Origin of the sequence: Candidatus Manganitrophus morganii, assembly GCA_021651055.1 — a bacterium.
Taxonomy (GTDB): Bacteria; Nitrospirota; Nitrospiria; order SBBL01; family Manganitrophaceae; genus Manganitrophus; species Manganitrophus morganii.
Genome location: JAJHOH010000001.1, coordinates 137,867 through 159,342 on the forward strand (window position 1 = coordinate 137,867; position 21,476 = coordinate 159,342).

Annotated in this window: 18 protein-coding genes and 2 pseudogenes; 3 read left to right on the forward strand and 17 right to left on the reverse strand. The window is 57.3% G+C overall.

Annotation, left to right across the window (positions count from 1 at the left end; genetic code table 11):
* Positions 1-3 precede the first annotated feature (3 nt).
* The 7 genes from MCM46_00595 to MCM46_00625 form a co-directional block, all read right to left on the reverse strand.
* Entirely contained in the window at positions 4-696 is a 693-nt protein-coding gene (locus MCM46_00595) for a response regulator (GenBank protein ID MCG3110294.1), read from the reverse strand.
* Entirely contained in the window at positions 693-3,401 is a 2,709-nt protein-coding gene (locus MCM46_00600; protein ID MCG3110295.1) for a sensor histidine kinase KdpD, read from the reverse strand. Before MCM46_00600 ends, MCM46_00595 begins: the two co-directional genes overlap by 4 nt.
* A 118-nt stretch (positions 3,402-3,519) precedes the next feature.
* Positions 3,520-4,107: a potassium-transporting ATPase subunit KdpC gene (gene kdpC, locus MCM46_00605; protein MCG3110296.1), complete on the reverse strand. Its 588-nt coding sequence runs from the start codon at positions 4,105-4,107 to the stop codon at positions 3,520-3,522.
* Positions 4,108-4,422: 315 nt separating this feature from the next.
* On the reverse strand, positions 4,423-6,495 hold the full coding sequence (gene kdpB / locus MCM46_00610) for a potassium-transporting ATPase subunit KdpB (protein MCG3110297.1): 2,073 nt from the start codon (positions 6,493-6,495) through the stop codon (positions 4,423-4,425).
* Positions 6,496-6,748: 253 nt separating this feature from the next.
* Positions 6,749-8,542 carry a potassium-transporting ATPase subunit KdpA gene (kdpA, locus tag MCM46_00615; protein MCG3110298.1) on the reverse strand — a complete coding sequence of 598 codons (1,794 nt, stop codon included), beginning with the start codon at positions 8,540-8,542 and terminating at the stop codon, positions 6,749-6,751.
* Positions 8,542-8,631 carry a K(+)-transporting ATPase subunit F gene (gene kdpF / locus MCM46_00620; protein ID MCG3110299.1) on the reverse strand — a complete coding sequence of 30 codons (90 nt, stop codon included), beginning with the start codon at positions 8,629-8,631 and terminating at the stop codon, positions 8,542-8,544. The genes kdpA and kdpF overlap by 1 nt, the downstream gene beginning before the upstream one ends.
* Before the next feature lie 256 nt (positions 8,632-8,887).
* The gene (locus MCM46_00625; protein MCG3110300.1) at positions 8,888-10,459 is read right to left on the reverse strand and encodes a peptide ABC transporter substrate-binding protein; all 1,572 of its coding nucleotides are present in this window, start codon (positions 10,457-10,459) and stop codon (positions 8,888-8,890) included.
* Between the two features lie 158 nt (positions 10,460-10,617).
* On the opposite strand from MCM46_00625, the gene MCM46_00630 reads away from it, so the two are divergent.
* The 3 genes from MCM46_00630 to MCM46_00640 are packed head-to-tail and all read left to right on the forward strand — an operon-like array spanning position 10,618 to position 14,053.
* Complete coding sequence (locus MCM46_00630) at positions 10,618-11,577, forward strand: D-glycerate dehydrogenase (protein MCG3110301.1); 960 nt, start codon at positions 10,618-10,620, stop codon at positions 11,575-11,577.
* A 24-nt stretch (positions 11,578-11,601) separates the two neighbouring features.
* A complete protein-coding gene (locus tag MCM46_00635) occupies positions 11,602-12,078 on the forward strand; it encodes a hypothetical protein (GenBank protein MCG3110302.1) in 477 nt (158 codons plus the stop codon).
* Positions 12,079-12,082: 4 nt separating this feature from the next.
* Positions 12,083-14,053: an Ig-like domain-containing protein gene (locus tag MCM46_00640; protein ID MCG3110303.1), complete on the forward strand. Its 1,971-nt coding sequence runs from the start codon at positions 12,083-12,085 to the stop codon at positions 14,051-14,053.
* 21 nt (positions 14,054-14,074) lie between these two features.
* Here MCM46_00640 and MCM46_00645 read toward each other — a convergent pair whose 3' ends face one another.
* From MCM46_00645 to MCM46_00690, 10 genes and pseudogenes are all read right to left on the reverse strand, one after another.
* Positions 14,075-15,040 (reverse strand): metal ABC transporter permease, encoded by a 966-nt coding sequence (locus MCM46_00645; protein ID MCG3110304.1) that lies wholly within the window; start codon positions 15,038-15,040, stop codon positions 14,075-14,077.
* Positions 15,037-15,873 carry an ABC transporter ATP-binding protein gene (locus MCM46_00650; GenBank protein ID MCG3110305.1) on the reverse strand — a complete coding sequence of 279 codons (837 nt, stop codon included), beginning with the start codon at positions 15,871-15,873 and terminating at the stop codon, positions 15,037-15,039. Before MCM46_00650 ends, MCM46_00645 begins: the two co-directional genes overlap by 4 nt.
* Positions 15,874-15,875: 2 nt before the next feature.
* Positions 15,876-16,292, reverse strand: a complete 417-nt coding sequence (gene nikR / locus MCM46_00655; protein MCG3110306.1) for a nickel-responsive transcriptional regulator NikR — start codon at positions 16,290-16,292, stop codon at positions 15,876-15,878.
* A gap of 82 nt (positions 16,293-16,374) precedes the next feature.
* On the reverse strand, positions 16,375-17,424 hold the full coding sequence (locus MCM46_00660) for a metal ABC transporter substrate-binding protein (GenBank protein MCG3110307.1): 1,050 nt from the start codon (positions 17,422-17,424) through the stop codon (positions 16,375-16,377).
* 283 nt (positions 17,425-17,707) lie between these two features.
* Positions 17,708-17,965 carry a hypothetical protein gene (locus tag MCM46_00665; protein ID MCG3110308.1) on the reverse strand — a complete coding sequence of 86 codons (258 nt, stop codon included), beginning with the start codon at positions 17,963-17,965 and terminating at the stop codon, positions 17,708-17,710.
* Positions 17,966-18,064: 99 nt separating this feature from the next.
* Positions 18,065-18,217 carry a hypothetical protein gene (locus tag MCM46_00670; protein MCG3110309.1) on the reverse strand — a complete coding sequence of 51 codons (153 nt, stop codon included), beginning with the start codon at positions 18,215-18,217 and terminating at the stop codon, positions 18,065-18,067.
* Positions 18,218-18,354: 137 nt separating this feature from the next.
* The gene (locus MCM46_00675) at positions 18,355-20,148 is read right to left on the reverse strand and encodes a TonB-dependent receptor (protein MCG3110310.1); all 1,794 of its coding nucleotides are present in this window, start codon (positions 20,146-20,148) and stop codon (positions 18,355-18,357) included.
* Positions 20,125-20,241, reverse strand: a pseudogene (locus tag MCM46_00680) (TonB-dependent receptor plug domain-containing protein). The gene MCM46_00675 and the pseudogene MCM46_00680 overlap by 24 nt, the downstream one beginning before the upstream one ends.
* Positions 20,221-20,433, reverse strand: a pseudogene (locus MCM46_00685) (TonB-dependent receptor plug domain-containing protein). The pseudogenes MCM46_00680 and MCM46_00685 overlap by 21 nt, the downstream one beginning before the upstream one ends.
* Positions 20,434-20,692: 259 nt before the next feature.
* Positions 20,693-21,463 carry an ABC transporter ATP-binding protein gene (locus MCM46_00690; GenBank protein ID MCG3110311.1) on the reverse strand — a complete coding sequence of 257 codons (771 nt, stop codon included), beginning with the start codon at positions 21,461-21,463 and terminating at the stop codon, positions 20,693-20,695.
* Positions 21,464-21,476: the final 13 nt, after the last annotated feature.

Sequence of the window (21,476 nt, forward strand, 5' to 3'; positions counted from 1 at the left end):
CGGTCAATCCACTCGGAGGCGATATCCCACCCCGATCTCCGTCAGCAGATAGCGTGGACGCGACGGATTCTCCTCCAGCTTCCCCCTCAGTTGCCGCATATAGACCCTCAGATATTGCGCTTCCTCCGCGTGCAGCGGTCCCCACACCTCCTTGAGCAGCTGGCGATGCGTGATGACCTTTCCGGCATGGCGCACCAGAACACCCAGCAACTTGTATTCCGTCGGACTGAGATGGACCTCTTTGCCGGCGATAAAGACCCGGCGCTTTTCAAGATCGACTCGGAGATCGCCGATCTGGAAAAGCGGCTCCCCCGCCTCTGTCCGGGCGGTGCGGCGGAGGGCGACCCGCATGCGGGCCAAAAGCTCCTCGATCCCGAACGGTTTCGTCAGATAGTCGTCCGCGCCCAAGTCAAGCGCCGTCACCTTATCATGCTCCTGAGACCTCGCGGTGAGAACGATGATCGGCTTGGACGTCCATTCACGCAGCCGTCGGATCACCTCCAAGCCGTCGATATCGGGAAGTCCCAGATCGAGGAGCACAACGTCCGGATTCCAGGCCATGGCTTGCGTCAGCCCCTCCTTTCCGGTCTCGGCATCGACCACCCGATAGCCGGCGCCCGAAAGGGTCGTCTGAATGAAATGCCCAATCGGAGTTTCATCTTCAATGACCAATATCGTCGGTTGAGAAGTGGTCATGGTTGGGTCGCCTGCTTCTGCACTTCTTCAGGCTCGAGATGCGGCGGCTCTCCGCTGACAGGAAGGGTAAACCGGAAGGAGGCCCCTCCCTCCGGACGGTTCTCAACCCAGATGCGGCCTCCGTGCACCTCCACGACCCCCCGACAGATCGCCAGCCCCAAGCCGACGCCGCGGGTCCGCTTCGGACCGGTCCGGTAGAACTTATCGAAGATCCGCTGCTCCTCCCCCGGTGGAATGCCCGGCCCCCGATCCGCCACCGAAATCGTCACCTGACCCTCCTCAAATTCCGCCGACACTTCAATCGGGCCGCCGGCCGGGGTATACTTCGTCGCATTTTCCAGAAGGTTGATCAACACCTCTTCGATCAAGACGCCGTCCATCGGGACCAGCGGCGCATCGGTCGGCACCTGCGTCGTCACGGTCCGGTCGCTCAGTTTTTTCTCAAGCCGCACGAGGGCCGCTCCGACCACCTCCTCCAGCGGAAGGGGCTCTTTGTGCATCTGGATGGCGCCCGCCTCCAATCGGGTCATGTAGAGAAGGTTGTTGACGAGACGATCCATCCACATCACCTCGTCATGAATCGATTGGATCAGTTGCTTCCGCGTTTGCGGATCGAAATCGACCTTTCCTTCAAAGAGGCTGCTCACCGCGCCGGCGATCGCCGCCAGCGGTGTTCGAAGGTCATGAGAGACGGCGCTCAGCAGAGCGTTGCGCATCCGCTCCGCCTCGATCATCACCTGGGCTTCTTGTCCCTCCTCGGCCAGCCGCGCCCGCTCGATCGCGCCGGCCATGAGATTGGCGAAGGTCTCCAGCAAATGAATCTGGTCGGGCGCCAACAGCTCTCGGGGCTGCTCCGGCCGAACCGCCAGCACCCCCAACGGACCGCGCGACGCCGTCAACGGCAAAAAGAGGGCATCGGCTCCCGGGAGGTTGTCGGTCCCCATTCCGGCCATCTGCGCGTGGTCGAAAACCCATTGCGCGACACCGATATTCTTGGCATCCGAAAACGACGACGCCTGCTCTCCGATCCCCGGTCCCAGATGTTTCATCGGATCGGCCAGAAACACCGCCGCCTGGCACTTGAAGATCTCGCTGATATGCCTGAGCGCGACTTTGGAGAGGCGCTCCACCAATCGGGTCTCGGTCAGCTCGCGGCTCAACGCGTAAAGCGCCCCGGTGCGCCGCTCCCGCCCGCGCGCCAGCTCGGCCTGTTCCCGATTTCGTATGGTCAAATTGCTGATGATCAGCGCAGTCAACAACATCACCAAAAAGGTGATCACGTATTCGGTATCGGAGACCGCAAAGGTCAGGTACGGGGGAACAAAAAAGAAATCGAACGCGGCGACCGATAAGATGGAGGCCAAAATGGAAGGTCCGCGTCCCCACCGCGACGCGACGAAGACGACCCCCAACAGATAAATCATCACGATGTTCGTTCGGGCAAAGGCCGGCTGCATCCACCAGGCAACCAGGGTGGAGAGCGCCACAACCAGCCCCGCCTTCGCGTAGGCCGGCCAGGCGCTCGAACGGCGCAGAATACGCTCCGTCATCGGACGGCTTTTGCCCGCCTCTCCGGTGATGACATAAATGTCGATCTCGCCGCTCTGGCGGACGAGATCGGCCACCACGGAGCCGAAGAGAAGCTCCTTCCAACGCGACCGGACCGGTTTTCCGACGAGGATCTTGCTGACGTTTTTCGCGCGCGCATAGCTGAGGATCTCTTGGCTGACGCGGTGGCCGGTGAGGGTCACCGTCTCGGCCCCCAGCTGCTCGGCCAGGCGCAGCGCCCGGACCACCTGGTCCCGCTCCGATTCCGGCCGGCGCGCATGCTCCGGCGTCTGCACGTAGGCGGCGATCCATTTTCCGTGTAATCCCGCGGCCATGCGGCGCGCGGTCCGAATCAGCTTCCGCGCGCGGGGGGTCGGGTTCACGCAGACCATGATCGTCTCCCCCGCCGGCCAGACTCGGGGAACCGCATGATCCCGACGATAGACCTGCATCTCCGCATCGACCCGGTCGGCCGTGCGGCGCAACGCCAACTCTCGAAGCGCCGTCAAGTTCCCTTTTCGAAAGAAGTTTTGGATCGCCTGCTCGGCCTGCTCCGGAACATAGACTTTTCCCTCTTTGAGGCGGCGGATGAGATCCTCCGGAGGAATATCGATCAGTTCCAGCTCATCGGCCTGCTCCAGGACGGAGTCGGGAACCGTTTCGTGCACCGGAATGCCGGTGATCTGCGTGACCACGTCGTTCAGACTCTCGAGGTGCTGAACATTTATTGCGGTATAGACATCGATTCCCGCATCAAGCAGCTCTACGACATCCTGCCATCGTTTGGCATGCCGCGATCCCGGCGCATTGGTGTGCGCGAGCTCATCCATCAGAATCAAGGTGGGGCGGCGTTTTAGGGCCGCGTCGAGGTCGAACTCCTTCAGGACGGTCTCCTGATACTCGACCGGGCGGGGAAGCAGCCTCTCCAGCCCTTCCACCAACGCCTCGGTCTCCCGCCGTCCATGAGTTTCCACCCAGCCGATGACGACATCGACCCCCGCTTCAAGCTGTTCGTGGGCCGCCTCCAGCATGGCAAAGGTCTTTCCCACGCCGGCCGCCGCGCCGAAAAAAACGCGCAGCTTGCCGCGCGCCTGTTTTTTCTCCTCCTCACGGAAGCGCTTTAAAAGCGCATCCGGATCTGGCCGGTGTTCGTCCATCCATACTCCATTGGCCATACCCCATTGGCCGATGCCAACCGTTTGGGTGATCAGCTTAAGTCTATTTTTACCATAAACGTATTCTGAAAGCTTGGTCTACTTGGCGCATCGGATCTTTTCATTGACTCTTCTTCGTCAGGTCGTCGAGCGCCAGATTCAATCCGAGAAGATGGACCCGTTGCTCTCCCAACACCCCGAACTGGCGCCCCTCGGTCTGCCTGGCGATCAACCCTCTGACCACCTCTTCCTCCAACCCCCGTCTCTTCGCGACGCGTCCGACCTGATATTCCGCCGATGCCGGGGTGATGTGCGGGTCGAGCCCGCTGCCGGAGGCGGTGACGAGGTCTACCGGCACCGGATCGGTATTCTCCGGATCGGCCGATTTGAGCGCCGCCACGCGGTCTGCGACCGCTTTCTTCAACACGTCATTGGCGGGTCCGAGGTTCGATCCCGACGACGCCGACGCGTTGTACGGAAACGGTCCGGTCGCAGAGGGCCGGCCCCAAAAATATTTCGGATCGTCAAACGGCTGGCCGACAAGCCGGGACCCCACCACCTCGCCTTCTTTGCGGATCAGACTCCCATCGACTTGATTTGGAAAGAGCAGGCCCGCGATTCCCGTCACGCCGAGGGGATAAAGCGCCCCTGTAATGACGGTGAGAACCAAAAACATCAACACCGCCGGTCGTAATTCTCGTTTCCACATAAACACCTCCTATTTTATATGCGGGGCCGGCGATGGAAGAAGCTTTTGGTTTCGGATCTTCTCACTCGGCGCGCCCATCCCCTAGATCGATTGTATGTGGGGCCGGCGCTAGTAGAACTCTTTGATTTCAGACCTTCTCACCAGGTGCGCCATGCCCCAGATCGGTTGTATGTGGGGGCCGGCGCTGGTAGAACTCTTTGATTTCAGACCTTCTCACCAGGTGCGCCATGCCCCAGATCGGTTGTATGTGGGGGCCGGCGCTGGTAGAACTCTTTGATTTCAGACCTTCTCACCAGGTGCGCCATGCCCCACACCCTACGCCCAACCCAGCGCAACTAAGATCAGATCGATCATTTTAATCCCGATAAAAGGAACAACCATCCCCCCCAATCCATAGACCAAGAGATTGCGCCGGAACAAGGACGCCGCGCCGACCGGCCGGTAGCGAATCCCTCGAAGACAGAGCGGGATCAACGCCACAATCACCAACGCATTGAAGATCACCGCCGAGAGGACCGCGCTTTGCGGTGTCTCCAATCCCATGACGTTCAACGCTCCGAGCCCAGGATAAATTCCGACAAAGGCCGCCGGAAGGATGGCAAAGTACTTCGCAATGTCGTTGGAGATGCTGAAGGTCGTCAAAGCCCCTCGTGTCATCAGAAGCTGCTTTCCGACCTCAACAATCTCGATGAGCTTCGTCGGATTGGAGTCGAGATCGACCAGGTTTCCCGCCTCTTTGGCCGCTTGCGTTCCGGTGTTCATCGCCACCGCCACGTCGGCTTGGGCCAACGCCGGCGCATCGTTCGTCCCGTCGCCGGTCATCGCCACCAATCGCCCGCCGATCTGCAGATCACGAATCAGCTTCAGTTTGGTTTCCGGTGTCGCCTCGGCAAGGAAATCATCGACCCCCGCCTCCGCGGCGACGGCCGCCGCCGTCAGCGGATTGTCTCCGGTGATCATCACTGTTTTGATTCCCGCCTTGCGAAGCTCTAAGAAACGTTCTTTGATCCCTCCCTTGACGATATCCTTCAGATGAATCACCCCGAGCGCCTTTCCCCCATCGGCGACGACCAGCGGCGTCCCCCCCTGTTTCGCAATGTGTTCTACGACGGCTCGGACATCAGACGGGATTTCGCTCCCCTGGCTTTTGACCCAGCTCTCGATGGCGTCGCCGGAGCCTTTCCGGATCTGCTCTCCCGCCGGAAGGTTTACGCCGCTCATCCGTGTCTGCGCGGAGAAGGGGACAAACGTTGCGCCGATCTCATGGATCTGCCGCTCTCGTATCTTGTAGCGCTGCTTGGCCAGCACGACGATGCTCCGGCCTTCCGGCGTTTCATCGGCCAGCGAGGCGAGCTGCGCCGCGTCGGCCAGGCGCTCCGGGGTCACCCCCCGCGCCGGTGTAAATTCGGTCGCCTGACGGTTTCCCAACGTGATGGTCCCTGTTTTATCGAGAAGGAGCACGTCGACATCCCCCGCCGCCTCGACTGCTTGCCCCGACATGGCAATCACATTTGCTTGGACCATCCGGTCCATCCCGGCGATCCGGATCGCCGAGAGGAGACCGCCGATCGTCGTCGGGATCAGGCAAACCAGTAAAGCGACCAGGACGGTGACCGTCACCGGCGTTCCACTCCCTGCGGCGGTCACGCTGTACAAGGAAAAGGGCAAGAGGGTCACGCAAACCAAGAGGAAGAGGATCGTGAGAGACGCGAGCAAAATATTCAGGGCGATCTCATTCGGGGTCTTCTGGCGCTTCGCCCCTTCCACCATGGCGATCATCCGGTCGATGAACATCTCCCCCGGATTCGTGGTGATGCGGACCACGAGCCAATCGGAGAGGACCCGCGTTCCCCCCGTCACGGCGCTCCGGTCCCCCGACTCTCGGATCACCGGGGCGCTTTCTCCCGTGATGGCGCTTTCATTCACAGAGGCGACCCCGACGATCACCTCCCCGTCCGCGGGGATATCGTCGCCCGCCTCGACCAGCACAACATCTCCTTTACGTAAGGAGCTGGCAGAAACGGCTTGATACCGGCCACGATCCTCCGGATCGGCCAATTTCTTTGCGGAAAGCTCCCGGCGGGATTGCTTCAACGCCGCCGCCTGCGCCTTCCCCCGCCCCTCCGCCACCGCCTCGGCAAAGTTGGCGAAAATCACCGTAAACCAAAGCCAGACGGAGATCGCCAAGATATATCCGGTCTGCATTTCACCCCTGCCGAACAACGCCTGTACAAACAACAGGGTCGTCAGGATACTTCCGATCTCGACCACAAACATGACCGGGTTTCGGATCTGCTCTCTTGGATCGAGCCTCCGAAACGCCTCCACAACCGCCTGATGAAGGATCGCCCGATCAAACAACGGCCGGCTCTTTTTTGAGTCGCTCATTTTCTTCCTCTCTATCATATGTGGGGCCGGCGCTGGAAGAACTATTTGATTTCGGATCTTCACACCAGATGCGCCATGCCCCACGCCCTGTCTTACTATAATTTCATGTGGGACCGGTGCTAGGCTCTTCCTTGTTACTTTTAGGCCTTCACATTAGGTGCGCCTTGCCCCACGCCCTATTTATATGTGGGGCCGGCGCTGGGAGAAGACTTCGATTTTAGATCTTCACCTTCGGTGCGCCTTGCCCCACGCCCTATTGAAAATGCTCTGCAATCGGGCCCAGGGCCAGGGCGGGGAAAAAGGTCAACGCCCCGACGATCACGATCACGCCGATCAGCCACGCGATGAAAAGCGGCGTATGGGTTGGAAGGGTCCCGGCGCCGATCGGCAATCGCTTCTTTTTTGCCAGTGACCCGGCCAGGGCCAACGTCGGCACCGCCAGCCAGAACCGCCCGACCAACATCGCAAAGGAACCGGTCAGGTTATAAAACGGCGTGTTCGCTCCCAACCCGGCAAAGGCGCTGCCGTTGTTGTTCCCCATCGAGGTAAACGCATAGAGCACTTCGCTGAAGCCGTGCGCGCCGGGATTGAAGATCGACGCTTTGCCGATGTCGGTCGCCATCGCGACCGCCGTCAAGACCAATACCGTGATCGGCATGATCAGGATCAGCAGCGACGCCATCTTCATCTCATATGCCTCGATCTTCTTGCCGAGGTACTCCGGTGTCCGCCCGACCATGAGGCCGGCGACGAAGACGGCGATGATCGCAAAGACAAGCATGCCGTAAAGTCCGGAGCCGACCCCGCCGAAAATCACCTCGCCGAACTGCATCAGTAAGAGGGGGACCAACCCGCCCAAGGGGGTATAAGAATCATGCATGGAGTTGACCGAGCCGTTGGAGGCGGCGGTGGTCGCCGCGGCCCAAATGACCGAATTGGCAATGCCGAAGCGGACCTCTTTCCCTTCCATGTTTCCGCCCGGCTGGAGATTCCCCGCCGCCTGGTCGACGCCGGCGCCGGCCGCCATCGGATTCCCGGCCGACTCCGCCCAATATCCTCCGGCAGTAAACAAGACCAGGACGATGGTCATGGCGGCCAGAATGGCCCATCCTTGCCTCGTATCTCCGACCATCATACCGAAGGTGTAGCAAAGCGCCGCCGGGATGAGGAGAATGGCCAGCATCTCCAGGAAATTCGAGAGCGGCGTCGGATTCTCCAATGGATGGGCGGCGTTGGCGTTGAAAAACCCGCCGCCGTTCGTGCCGAGCTGTTTGATGGCGATTTGAGAGGCCGCCGGCCCCACCGCGATCGACTGTTCGGTCACGATCACCGTCTCTGTTTTCGTCTGGCCTCGTTCATCCAGAACCGGGTTCCCGCTTTGGTCGGTGACCGCTTGGTCGTAGCTTGTCGGCTGGAGCAACTTCGCGGTTTTGTAAACGCCGAAGGTCTGCGGAACCCCCTGAGCCACCAGGATCAGGGCAAGAATAAACGAGAATGGAAGGAGGACATAGAGGGTCGATCGGGTCAGATCGACCCAGAAGTTGCCGAGCCCCTCGACCGACCGGCGTGTGAAGCCCCGGATCAGCGCGAGCAGGATGGCGATGCCGGTGGCCGCCGACACGAAATTGTGGACCGCCAGCCCGAGCATCTGGGTGAGGTAGCTCATCGTCGTCTCGCCGCCGTACCCCTGCCAATTGGTATTCGTCGTAAAGCTGACCGCCGTGTTGAGGGAGGAGTCGGGCGACACCGCGCCCAATTCCTGCGGGTTGAGCGGCAAAAAACCTTGGAGCCGCTGCTGTAGATAAAGGACGATCAACCCGACGACGCTGAACAGCAGCAGCGCCGCCGTATAGCGCTGCCAGTCCATCTCTTCCTCTTCCCGAACACCGCAGAGCCGATAGATCAGCCGTTCGACCGGCGCCAAAAGACGATTCAGTCCGGCCGGCTTTCCCTCGAAAACCCGGGCCATGTACCATCCCAGCGGCTTGACCAGGGCCACCAACACCACGAAAAAAAGTGTGATTTGTAGAACGCCATGGGTTGTCATTAGAATCTCTCCGGTTTCAAGAGCGCATACAATAAATAAAAGAGCAGACCGACCGCGAGGAGTCCACCGATGAGATACATTAGATTCATGGCTGCCTCCTTATAGTTTCGCTAGGGCCTTCACCAAAACTCCGGTGAGCCCGAAAAACAAAATCGTGCTTGCAAGGTAAATCACATCCCAGATGATCTCCATAGGACCCTCCTGTTAATTACGAATGATCGTATCAATTTGGGTATAAAAACAGTATAAAAGGTGAGCCATGCTGCATAAAAATTTCATAAAAATGAATGGAGGCCGTTAAAGAGGGGACGTTGCGGCGGGAATATTTGGGAAATCGGTTTTTACTTAATTCGCCTTCTTCACCTTTTTAAGGTAAAGCAGATCCATCGCATTCACTTCCAATCCTTGAATAGATGGCTTGATGAGGAGATTCTGCGCCGCAAAGAAGAGCGGCATGATCGGCGACTCTTTCTCGGTCAAGATCCGCTGGGCCTCATCGTAAAGACCGATCCGTCGGGTTTCATCCGGCTCGCTGGCCGCCTCCGAAATGAGACGGTCGTATTCGGGACTCTTCCAGCGGGTATGGTTATTTCCGCTGGTGCCGGTGAAGAGGTTCATGAAGTTGTCGGGATCGGGGTAGTCGGCCCCCCATCCCAGGCGAAAGATCGACGGGGGATCTTCCCGCAACCGCTTCAGATAAACCTTCCATTCCATATTATCCAACGCAACCGTCACCCCCAAATTCCGCTTCCACTGCGCCTGGATATTCTCGGCAATCAGCCGATTGGTCTGAGTGGTGTCGAAGCCAAGGGTTACCGGGGGAAGTCCTGCCCCACCGGGAAAACCCGCCTCCGCCAGAAGGGCTTTGGCCCGTTCCGGATTGAAGCCAAGCCCGATCTTCGGATTGTGCCCGAACATCCCCGCCGGAATCCAGGAGGTCGCCGGGATCTCCCCCCCCTTCAAGATCTGCGGGATCTCGTTCCGATCGACCGCCATCGAGAAAGCCTGTCGCACGCGGGGATCATTGAAGGGGGCTTTCTGAACATTGAAGCCGTAATAATAACCTCTTAAAAAAGGGGCCCGAAGATAGTCGGGGTGGTTTTTGTATCGGGGGATCGCCACCGGGGGAAGGGCGACCCGGTCGAGGTGATCGGTCTCATAGAGTGTCAGCGCGGTCGTATCTTCCTCGACGACATAAAACATCACCCGGTCGAGCGCCGGACGGCCGCCGTGGTAGCGATCATTCGCCTCCAGAATGAGACGGTACTCGTGCCGCCATTCCTTGAGGCGAAAGGGGCCGCAGGTGATGATGTTTTCCGGTTCGGTCCAGCGGTCTCCATATCGCTCGATCACGTCGCGCCGCAGTGGGAAGGTCGCCGTGAAGGTGGTGATCGACGGGAAATAGACCGCCGGCTTTTTCAGATCGACTTGAAGGGTCTTTTCATCGATCGCCTTCACCCCCACCTGATCGGGATCTTTCAGCTCCCCGCTGTTATATTCGACCGCGTTCCGAATGTCGTACAGGAAATAGGCGTATTCCGATGCGGTTTTCGGATCGAGCAGCCGCTTCCAGGAATATTCGAAGTCATGCGCCGTCACCCGCTTCCCATCGGTCCAGAAGACATCATCTCTCAAGATAAAGACATAACGAAGTCCGTCGGGCGAAACCGCCCAGCCCTTTGCAATGGCCGGCTGGGGTCGAAGCGCCTCGTCATATTCGGCCAGACCTTCCATCAGGTTTTCGAGGACCCGGATCGAAACATTGTCGGTCGCCAGCGACCAATCGAGCGTCGGAGGCTCCGAGGCGATGTTCATTCTGAATGTCGACCCGCCGTCGGTCTCTTGATCGGGACGATTCCAAGCGAAAAAGAGAAGGGAGAAAAGAATGAGGGAGGCAAAAAAAGTCAGCTTTTTCATGTCGCCTTATGATAGGACATTTTTATTGGGACGTCAAAGTGGTAGGGGCGTGATTTATCACGTCCCGGTCTGTGGATCACGAAAGCAAGGGCGCCAAGGGCGCAATAAATTGCGCCCCTACTTGTCAAAACAAACCAACTCCGCTATCATCGCCGGTCATGACGCCGACCGTTTTCTTAACCCGCGCCCTCCCCGATCCGGTGATGAAAGAGATCCGACGGCACTTCCGTCTCCGGTACAACCGTGAAGATCGCCCCCTTTCTAAGCAGGAGATCCTTCGCGGCCTCCGCAACGCAGAAGGACTCATTTCGATGTTGAACGATCCGATCGACCGGGAGATCATCCACGCCGCATCCCGTCTTCGGATCATCGCCAACTACGCGGTCGGTTATAACAATATCGATTTGATCGCCGCGCGGGAGAGGGGCATTTTCGTCACCAACACACCGGGCGTTCTGACCGAAACAACCGCCGATCTCACCTGGGCTTTAATCCTGGCCGCCGCCCGGCGCCTCCCCGAGGGGGAGCGGCTCGCCCGGTCCGGAAAGTGGACCGGCTGGGCCCCCACCCAGCTCCTCGGGGGCGATGTTTTTGGAAAAACACTCGGCATCATCGGAATGGGGCGGATCGGACAGGCGGTCGCCAGGCGAGCGATCGGGTTTGAGATGCGGGTCGTTTACCACAGCCGACACCGCTTACCCGTTCGAGATGAGAAGCGGCTTCGGCTCTCTTTTCTTCCGTTGCCGGACCTCCTGAAGGAATCGGACTTTGTCTCCCTTCACCTTCCGTTGACGAAGGAGTCTCGCCATCTGATCGACCGGAAAGCTTTCCGTCTCATGAAATCGACGGCATTCCTGATCAACACGGCGCGCGGCCCGATCGTCGATGAGAAGGCGCTCATTAACGTGCTCCATCAGAAAAAGATTGCGGGAGCCGGTCTCGATGTCTTCGAAGAAGAACCAAGCCTTCCCCGGGCATTGCGCGAGAGAAAAGAAACCGTACTTCTCCCCCACCTCGGCTCCGCCTCCCTGGAAACCCGCATCCGAATGGGGCGGATCGTCCTGGGAAATTTGGTCGCCGCCCTAACCGGGAAGAAACCGCCAAATATGGTAAACTAGAAACTAAATTTGGAAGGGTGAACCATGTTTTATCACAAGATTGTCCTTTGGATCTTCGCTGCTTTCCTTTTTGTGATAGCGATCACTCCCCCCGCCTGGGCGATTAAACCCCGCCCGCCGTTGCAGCTCTCCCTTCAGCAGATCCCCCTTTCCGGAGGGCAGAGCCAGCTGATGATGATTGCGAGGGCCAATGTCGATATCAGCCATGTCGATCTTTCGCTTGAGCTCCCGCTCGGCCTTTCACTGGTTGAAGGAGAGGAGGAATGGGAGGGTCCGTTGAAAAGGGGGGAGACGAAACAGATCGAGTTAATTGTTCAAAGCCCGAATAAGGCGCCCCATCAAGTGACCGGCAAGGCCGTCATCGAATTAACCGCAGGAGAAAAGTTTGTGGAACAAGCGACCCTGACCCTCAATGAAGCAAAAAGCGACTCGCCGCGCCGCGCCCCCTCCGTCAAGCGGAAAGAAGGGGGAGAGACCATCCTCCAATTCAAAGGGAAATGAGATCATGCTCAATCGAACCCGCCTTCAGGCTGCCCTAGGATTCTGCCTTTTTCTTTTATCCGCCTGCGGCGGCGGAGGCGGCAGCAGTGGATCCGGAACCGCCACCCAAATCGTGATTACCCCTGAACAAGGAAACCTGATCGTTGGCCAGACGATCTCTTTCTCAGCGGTCGCACTCACCTCCTCCGGAAAAGAAGTAGACAATGTCTCTTTTAGCTGGCAGTCACTCGATCCGACCATCGCCGGCATCGATTCAAACGGCGTAGCCACCGGGAACGAGGTCGGCGTTGCGATCATTGCAGTCACCGGAACGTACAAATCCGGAAATTTCACCCGAACCGTCAGCGGAAGCGCAATGGTCGGCGTGCTCAGCCCCAACTCCGGTCAAAGCAACCTCACCTTCTCCGGAACAGTCCAATATGAAGATAGACCCTACGATATGGAAGGGTTCACCGGCGACACCGAGTTTCTGCCGGTCCGGGGAACCGTCGTCAATCTCGTGGCGATCGACGGCTTCGCCACAATCGCCACCGGTGAAACCGATAACAATGGTGATTTTAGTTTCAGCGGCATTGACAACTCCGGCCGGCAGGGAGGTATCTATATCGAGGTTGTTTCCAAAACGGAGCCGGACAATCCAACCCGAATTGAGATCCGAAACAATCCGGACGAAGAAGCCCTTCTCTCTTTAATCTCTCCCGGATATGATGACAGCAGCGGAACCGACTTTACCAATCTTCCGGTCACCGCCACCGTCGATTCCGGCGTCGGCGGCCTCTTCAATATCCTCGATGTCTTCTCGATGTCGAGCGAATTCATCCAGCAGGAAGGAGGCCTTTGCAAGCCGCCGGCGACCGACGCCTGCGTCCCTCCCCTTCTGGTGGCTTACTGGGAACCCGGGAGTTCGGAGGGAAGTTTCTATGAAGATCAACTCGACGCCATTTTTATCCTGGGAGGGGGAAATGCGGACGGAGATCACGACGAATATGACGATTCCGTCATCGCTCATGAATACGGCCACTTCGCCGTTCGTCATTTTTCCATCGATGATTCTCCCGGCGGAGCGCATTTCATCACCGACAACAAACAAGACATCCGGTTGAGCTGGTCGGAGGGCTGGGGAAATTTCTTCTCCAGCGCCGTTCGGAACAACCCCATCTACGTAGACACTTCGACAGGGGGCTCTTTTTCGTTCAATCTCGAGGACTACTCCTCCGCACCCACGCCGTCAACCCTCAACAGCGTTGCGATTTATACCACCAGCGAAATCGCCGTGACCGGCGTTCTCTGGGACCTATTTGACGATTCGGCCACGCTGGTCTCTCCCGTAATTGAGCCCCATGACCAAATCGCCCTCGGATTTGAGCCGATCTGGCAGACGCTCCTCCAATTTACCGATGCCGTACCAGCAACGATGGAAACATTCTGGCTACAATTCGAATCGAGCTATCCCGGCTCGGCCGCCGGCCTCCAATCGATCATGGTGGAGCGAAAGATGGAGCTCTTCGCCGACGCTTCCGAGACGAGCGGTCAAACCCCCGAAGCAACCGCATTGACCGAAAATGGCGCCGCACAGGAACATACCCTTTATCAAACCTCCCCGGCTGCCGCAGCAGGTGACGAAGATGTCATCCCCTTCTCCGTGACAGCGGGAGAGAGGTACACGCTGGAAACCGTGAACCTCGCGAACGGAGCCGATACTTATCTCTTCATTACCGATTCGCCAAATTCCAGCACGCCGCTATCCGGCTTGCAAAACGATAACCGAAGCGGCCGGAATCATCAGAACTGCGGCGCCAATCCCTTCACAGGAAACAGCACCTGCCCTAACAATGACCAGACCACCCTCTCTTCATCGATTAACTGGACGGCCAGCAACACAACTACGCTTTATGCGCATGTCGAGCGCTCTCCGAATGCTCCTCCGTCAGCAGGAATTCTCGGATCGTATGACATTCAATTAAAGAAAGAGTAGTCGATCGTCTGACCGTTCGATTCAGCGCGACTCGGGGGGTTCCCCCTTGTGGTGGGCGGATGTTTTTTGGTGGGAATGTTCGTGGACGTGTTGAAGACCGGCATGGTCGTGCGGATGGTCGTGCCCCGGGGGGGTCTCGATCGGCGCGCCGGCTTCCTTCCGTGCGGAAAAACCGCTCTCCTTGATCAAATGATAAGCGTAGGCGATCATGAAAAAGAGCGCGGCGACCAGAACGATCGTCGCTCCCGATGAGACATTGAAATAGAAGCTCGAATACATTCCGACGACGCCGCAGAGAAAACCGATCAACGTCGAAAGAAAGACCATCTTGTTGAAGCTGTCGGTGACAAGCCGGGAAGCCACCGCCGGAAAGACGATCGCCGCGGCGATCATCGTGACTCCCATCACCTGCATCGAGACGATAATCGTCGCCGCCAGCATCAGCGAGAAAAGCGATTCGACCCACCCCGTCGGAACCCCGTAAATCCGCGCCACCTCCGCATCGAACGTCGTGAAGAGAAACTGCCGGTAGAAAATAAAAATCAGCAAGCCGGAAACCGCGGTGACGGCGGCGATCGCCCAGAGATCCTGCGTTGTCACGCCGAGAATGTTTCCAAAAAGCGCGGCTTCGAAGTTTTTCGTAAAGCGGCGGTATTGGCTGATGATCGCCACGCCGATCGCGAAGCTCGCGGTCGTCACGACGCCGATGGCGGCGTCGGCGCCGATCTTTTTCCGGCGGGTCACCATGTTGATCAAAAGGGCCGAGAGAAATCCCCACAACCCGGCCCCGAGATAAAAATTCCAGTTCATCACGTAACTCACCACGGCGCCGCCGAAGACCGCGTGGGAAAGCCCGTGCCCAATGTAGCTCATCCTTCTTAGAACGATGTAAACGCCGATCAATCCGCAGATCGAGCCGACCAGCGAGGCGGCAATCAATCCATGCACAAAAAATTCATATTGAAGGGGGGCCGTTACGAAATTCAATGGAATCCTTGGGCTGAAGAATGACTCTGTTTCTTGAAGTGCAATCCGGCCTTCGGGCTGTCGTCCACCAGGATCACATCCCCCTGGCGGACCACCGACATCTCCGAATCGTAGGTTCTGGAGAGGATGGCCGAGGTAAAAATCTCTTCGGGATACCCCTGCGCGATAATAGTTTGATTGAAGCAGATGACCCAGGGAAGATGCCGTGCGACGGCATTCAGGTCGTGTGTCGTCAAGAGGATGGTGACTCCGCCTCGGTTCAACTCTCCGAGCAGATGAAGGATGGCATGTTGGGTTTTCAGATCGACTCCGGAGGTCGGTTCATCCAGAATCAAGAGTTTCGGATTTCCGATCAACGCCCGCGCCAGGAAAACCCGCTGCTGCTCGCCCCCCGACAACGCCTTGATATGCCGCTGCACGTAGGCGCCGATGCCGAGCTGTTCGAGCAACGTCTGAATCCGGGCGCGCTCCGGCCGTGTCAGCCAGGGGAGCCGCGACGACTCCCGGTAGAGCCCCATCGCCACCACCTGCTCCACCGTCACCGGAAAATCCCAATCGACCGTCTCGATCTGAGGGACATAACCGACGTGGGGAAGTGATTGCTGAGAAACCCGCGTTCCCGATACGGAGACCGAACCGGAAAGAATCGGAACGATCCCTAAGATGGCCTTGAGAAGGGTCGATTTTCCGGTCCCGCTCGGACCGACCAAGCCGGCGAATTGTCCGGGGTAAAGCTGAAGGGTGAGATTTTGAAAAACCGTTTTTTTGGGGTAACCGCAGGTCACTTCCTGGAGCGAAACCAGTGCTTTCTCTCCGTCTGAATAAGCGGACATTTCTAGCTGAGGTCCTTCCCGGTCGTTGTGGCGGTCAGCTTTCCATGTTTGACCCCTTTGGTGGAGATCAACGAATCGGCAATCTTCCTGATCTCTCCGGCCCGTCCCCTCACCACCAGCACCTCCAGGCAACGATGTTCGTCGAGATGGATATGAAGCGTCGACCGGATCAACTTCGAATAGAGGTGCTGGAGATCGGTCAATTTCTCCATCAACTCATGGACGCCGTGATCGTAGACGATGGTGATCGTCCCGATCGTCTCCTTGTTTTCGTCCCACTCCTGCTCGACCAGATGGTCTCGGATCAAATCTCGCAACGCTTCGGAACGGTTGGTGTACTTCTTCTCTTCGATCATTTTATCGAATAGTTTTAACAGACCGGCATCCATCGAGACGCCAAATCGAACCAAATTTGCCACGGAAAACCCCCATCAGAAAGATAACACTTTTTCTGAGAGTGTGCTATAAAACATCTGAAATGTCAAGGGATTTGGTGTGCCGCTACGGAAGGTTTCGCACGTCGATTCCGTTTAGTGCGTCCGCTTTCCCGCCGAGCACCGAGGCCATCGTCTGAACGTTTTCCACCATCATCCCGATATAAGTATGCTCGGGGGCCTCTAATGGTCCGGGAAGATCATCGTCCCGGAGGGTCGAGACAAACTTTACCCCCGCCTCCTTCCCGATCTGATCGAGAATCTTGCTTGGAAAAACCTCGGAGCCGAAGATCGCCGGGACTTTTTCCGCCTTCAGCTGATCGATCAGCCGCGCCATCTCTCTCGGGGAAGGCTCCGAAAAAGAAGAGGGCTGAACGGCGCCGATCACCGTGCAGCCGTAACGGGGGCAGAAATAGGCCCAGGAGTCATGATAGGTCAATAGTTTTCGATTTTTGGCGGGAATCGTTTCCATCACTTTAAAAATCGCCTCGTCCAGCTTCTTCAATCGGGCCAGATATTCCGCCGCCCGCTTCTCATAGGAGGCTTTTCCCTCCGGATCAAGCGAGGTCAGCGCATCGCGGACCAGTTCGGTGTAGCGCATCGTATGGGCCACGCTCAGCCAGAGATGAGGGTTCGGATTTCCCTCCGATTCCGGGAAACTGAAATCAAACACCCATTCTTTCTTGCCGATCGTGTTGTCTCCAAGCTTGAGGACCTTCGCCGTCTTTTTCTTGTTCGCATTCGCCAAGGCCTCCGTCGGGACTTCCAGCGTCAGGCCGTTGAAGATCAAGAGGTCGGCCTGCGTTAGGTATTTGATGTCGGAAGGGGCCGGCTCAAAGGTATGCGAATCGGTCCCTTCCGGGACGATTCCGTGCAGATCGATCCGATCCCCGCCGATATTCTTCACGATATTGGTGATCGGAGCGACGGTGGTCACGACTTTCAACTTGCCCGCCGACTCCACATCAGGAACGATCAGGCTGAAAACCAGGATCAACGCGATAAGGACGCTCCCGACCACGACCGCTCGGCCCTGATATCTCGCGCATCGGCGATTTTTTCCGCCTCTCAAATGATTGAGCGGAACGTTTTCAAAAGGGGTTGATCTTTCCAGCATGATTCCTCCATCATTAAAAATCGGCTTTGAGTGAGGTACCCCATCGCCGATCGTCTCATGACCCTGATCAATTTTACCCTATCCTGGCCTTTTGCGTCTTGCCGTATTTGCCGGACCGCGCCAGCATCTGCCTTCTAACACACCCACAATTGAATGTCAACGTAGACAGACCTTCATCTGAAAAACCCCTCTTTTGCCTGCTTGCACTGTTTCACAGTGCACCCGGAGGATAAAAGGAGATGCGAGAATCGGTCGGAAACGTATTTTAAATATCAGCAGAGAATCACGAGCCGGTCTCCCCTTCCACCTCTCTTTCAGAGAGATACTGCAGCGGGACGAGGAGCCAGTTCTTGCACTTCGGACACTTGGCGCAGACCCTCCCTTCCTTCAGGAAAGCCTTAATGATGGCCGCCTTGATCACAACGGCCCCTCCCTCCTCTTCGATATAGATCCGATATTTACAGGAGGGACATCGTCCCTGCGGGGAGAGGTCTTTCGGATCTTCGGGATTGGGATCACTCATGACCAGCCCTTTCCGCACCTCTTGGCTCCAATCGCAATAAGATGCTACAATCTCACAGAGGCAAAAAAGTCGCTTTACGACAAAAAAGCCGGTTCGACAGAAACGATCTTTCACACTTCATATAAGGAGGATCACATGCAGGATCAATCCCATCAGCATGCCGCGTTGAAGCACAATCACCCGCATCGTCCCGACGAACATCACAAGCATGATCAAGAGAAGGGTGAGCATTCTCACGATCACGAACACCAGCCGATGGCGCACAGCCATGCGCATGACCATAACGAGCCGCACCATCAACACTAAGATCCGATCCTGGGAGACCCGGCGGCAACCGGGTCTCCCTTTTTTTCGATCCCTCGTCACCCCCATCAAACGACAAGAGAACGACCCCACCCCATTTTTTCTCAGAAGTGAACGATCAGCTCACCAAACCAGGTCCGTCCGGGAAACCGGCCGAAGCTCTGAAAATACTCCTTATCGAGAATATTGTTGACCGCCAAGGAGGTCGACACCTTCTCCCAACCGCTGTAAATTACCTTAGCGTCGAGGACCTTATAAGGATCGTGCCCTCCGCGGACCCCGTTGACCACATCGGTATTGTCGTCTCGGGCGAATGCATTCCCTACCGCCTGGTAAACAAGCGAGCCGATGAACGATCCGGCAGTGAGGTCCAAACCGATGTTGTAGATGTACTCCGGAACCAGCGGAATGGCATTCCCTTCCAGTGCCGCATTGGCGGGGTAACTTGTGATCTCAGCATCCATCCGGGTGTAATTCGCAAAAAGACCGAGGTAGGAGGTGATCCGCTGCGCCAGATCGACTTCGATTCCCTTGGTTTCGGCCTCATCGGCATTTTCAAGCTGCCGAACCTGTATCGCAGGATCAATCGGATCCACCCCGATGGTGCGGCGGAAGATCATATCTTCTATCTCGTTCACAAAATAGGTCGCGCCGATCCGGGTCCCTGTCGGAAGGTCCTGAACAAATCCGACCTCCCATGCGAAAACCTCCTCCGGTTCAAGCTCGGGATTCCCGATCGTTCGCGATGTTCCGTGAACCGAATTGACGTAGAGATCATCGAGCGTCGGCGGTCGGAAAGCGGTTCCAACCGATGCCCTGAGGTTCGTTGAAGTAAACGGAGAATAGACGACCGAGACTTTCGGATTGAAAGAGTTTTGGCTTCTATCTTCGAACCGCGTACTGCTGAAGCCGATTGTTTCCACCACCTCCTGGAAACCATCGGTATTCTCCCACCGGTCGTAACGGCCTCCCAGGTACAACGTCAGGTTGTCCAGGACTCTGAGTTGGTCCTGCAAGTAGATCGCTTGGGTTTGCTGCTCTCCGCCGCTCTTGCTGGCAATCCCGAGGGCTTCGGGAACCCGACGATCACGCAGGACCGGAATCCGCTGATCCCCCTTCGCCGTCTGATAGAGCACGCCGATCGTCAGCAAATTGCGCTGTCCTACCTGCATGTTGCTCAGCAACTCGGCATGGATGGCATTAGAATCTCGATCGCGCGTTGTCCAAGCCGCAGTCGTTCCTGTCGGAAAACCGAGTCCCACGAGAAAATTCGTTGGAACGTCCCGAAACTCGGTTTCTCGGTTGAACTGCGATTGATACCCGAGGTTGGCTTTGACCAAAATCGCCGGGGTAACTTCGAGACTGTATTGTAGAGCGTAGAGGCTGGCCTCATCTTCTCGGGTAATCGGAAAAAAATTCCGCTCGGAAAGGGTCACTCGATTCCCCTCGATATTCAAGGTCCCGCTGACGACCGGAAAGCCGTTCTGATCGCGCAGGTAGGTGTTGAAAGTTGGCTGGTCGAGCGTCCACTCGCCATAAAGCGCAGTTAAAGAAAGATTTGAATGCGATGTTAAATCGAAGCTCAGCTTCCCGGTATAATAATCCCGATTAAATACCTGTTTTCCGCCGTCTCCCACGGTGTACAAGGGCGCTCCGGTCACATCGGTGGTTCGGCTAAACCCGGTCACGACTGTTTCAGTTCCGTTCGCCGGCGTGTTTCCTCGGGGGCGCTCGATGGTCGAGACGACGTAGCCGTCGGTCCACCACCGGTCCAGCCCGATAATAAAGCTCAGCCGATCGTTAAAGACCCGGTTTCCATATTGAAGGTGAGCGTTGCCGGTGCCATACGATCCATAACCCACCCGGGCCACGATGGTCTCTTCATCCGGCGTCTTCATGATGCTGTTGATCACGCCGCCAAGGGCGTACCCTCCATAAAGCGCGGAGTAAGGGCCGCGGACCACCTCAATCCGTTCAATCTCATCGACCGGCATTTCGCTCCAGGGGATTCCTCCCGTGATCGCGCTGTTTAAGGGAATTCCGTCGAGCATCAACAGGACCCGCTGCTGTCCCTGAAAGCCGCGCATAATCGTCATCGTATGGTTGTCGACCGGTCCGCGGAACTTCAAAACAGAGACGCCGACCTCGCGCCGAAGCGCCTCATCCAACGTCGGCGCATGCATTTTTTCAATCTCTTTGTCGGTCACGATGGACGTGCTCGCCGGCGCTTTTTCAACTTTTTCTTCGGTCCTCGTTGCCGTGACCGTCATCTCTTCATCGAATTCGATCCGACTGGTCTCTTCTTCCACCCCCTTACTTTCTTCCGCCCCTGCCGTTGTCTCTTCCGTCTCTGTTGCGATCGGTTCTTCTTCCTGGGCCAACCCCGGTGATGCAATCAGCCAGAATAATAGCGACAGAATTCGAACGGACGTATTCCAACCTTTAATTGGTTCCTGTTGCATTACCGGATACCTCCTTTTGTAATTGTTGCCTGTGGTCTTCATCCGCTTCTCTTTCCATGTAGCTTAAATAGACCTGTTCGAGGTCGAGCTGATCGAGCTCCCCGCGGGTCAATTCGGTCACCCGTTTTCCCGACTTCATGATCCCCACCCGATCGGCCAATTGATGCATCCGAAGCAGATCGTGCGTCGCCATCAGAATCGCTCTCCCCTCTGCGCGAAGCTGGGAGAGGAGCCGGAAGAACTCCGACGCCGCGCGGGGATCGAGGCCGCTCGTCGGCTCGTCCAACAAAAGGAGCTTCGCCCCCTTCATCTTGATCGCCGCGATCGCCACCTTCTGCCGCATCCCCTTGCTTAAATAGCGCGCTTTCCGGGAGAGCGCCTCTCTCGGGAAACCGACCTCTTCCAACATGCGGTCGCACGCTTCGAGCGAAGGATTCTGCCCGGCCAGCCGGCCGAAGTAACGGAGGTTGGTTCGGGCATCCAGATCGCCATAAAGAGCAACCTGCTCCGGGATGTAACCGATATGTCGTTTGGTCTCCACCGGCTGCGCCACCACGTCGAGGCCGTTGATCTTCGCCGTTCCCCGCGATGGCTGAATGAAGCCGAGCAGAAGATTGATCGTGGTGCTCTTTCCGGCCCCGTTGGCCCCCAGAAGGGCATAGAGCTCTCCCGGCTGCACTTGAATATTCAGGTCATGAAGTCCGATGTTGCCGTCTTCATAAATTTTCGCTAAACCGTGCGTCTCTAACATTCCGTCCTCCTGA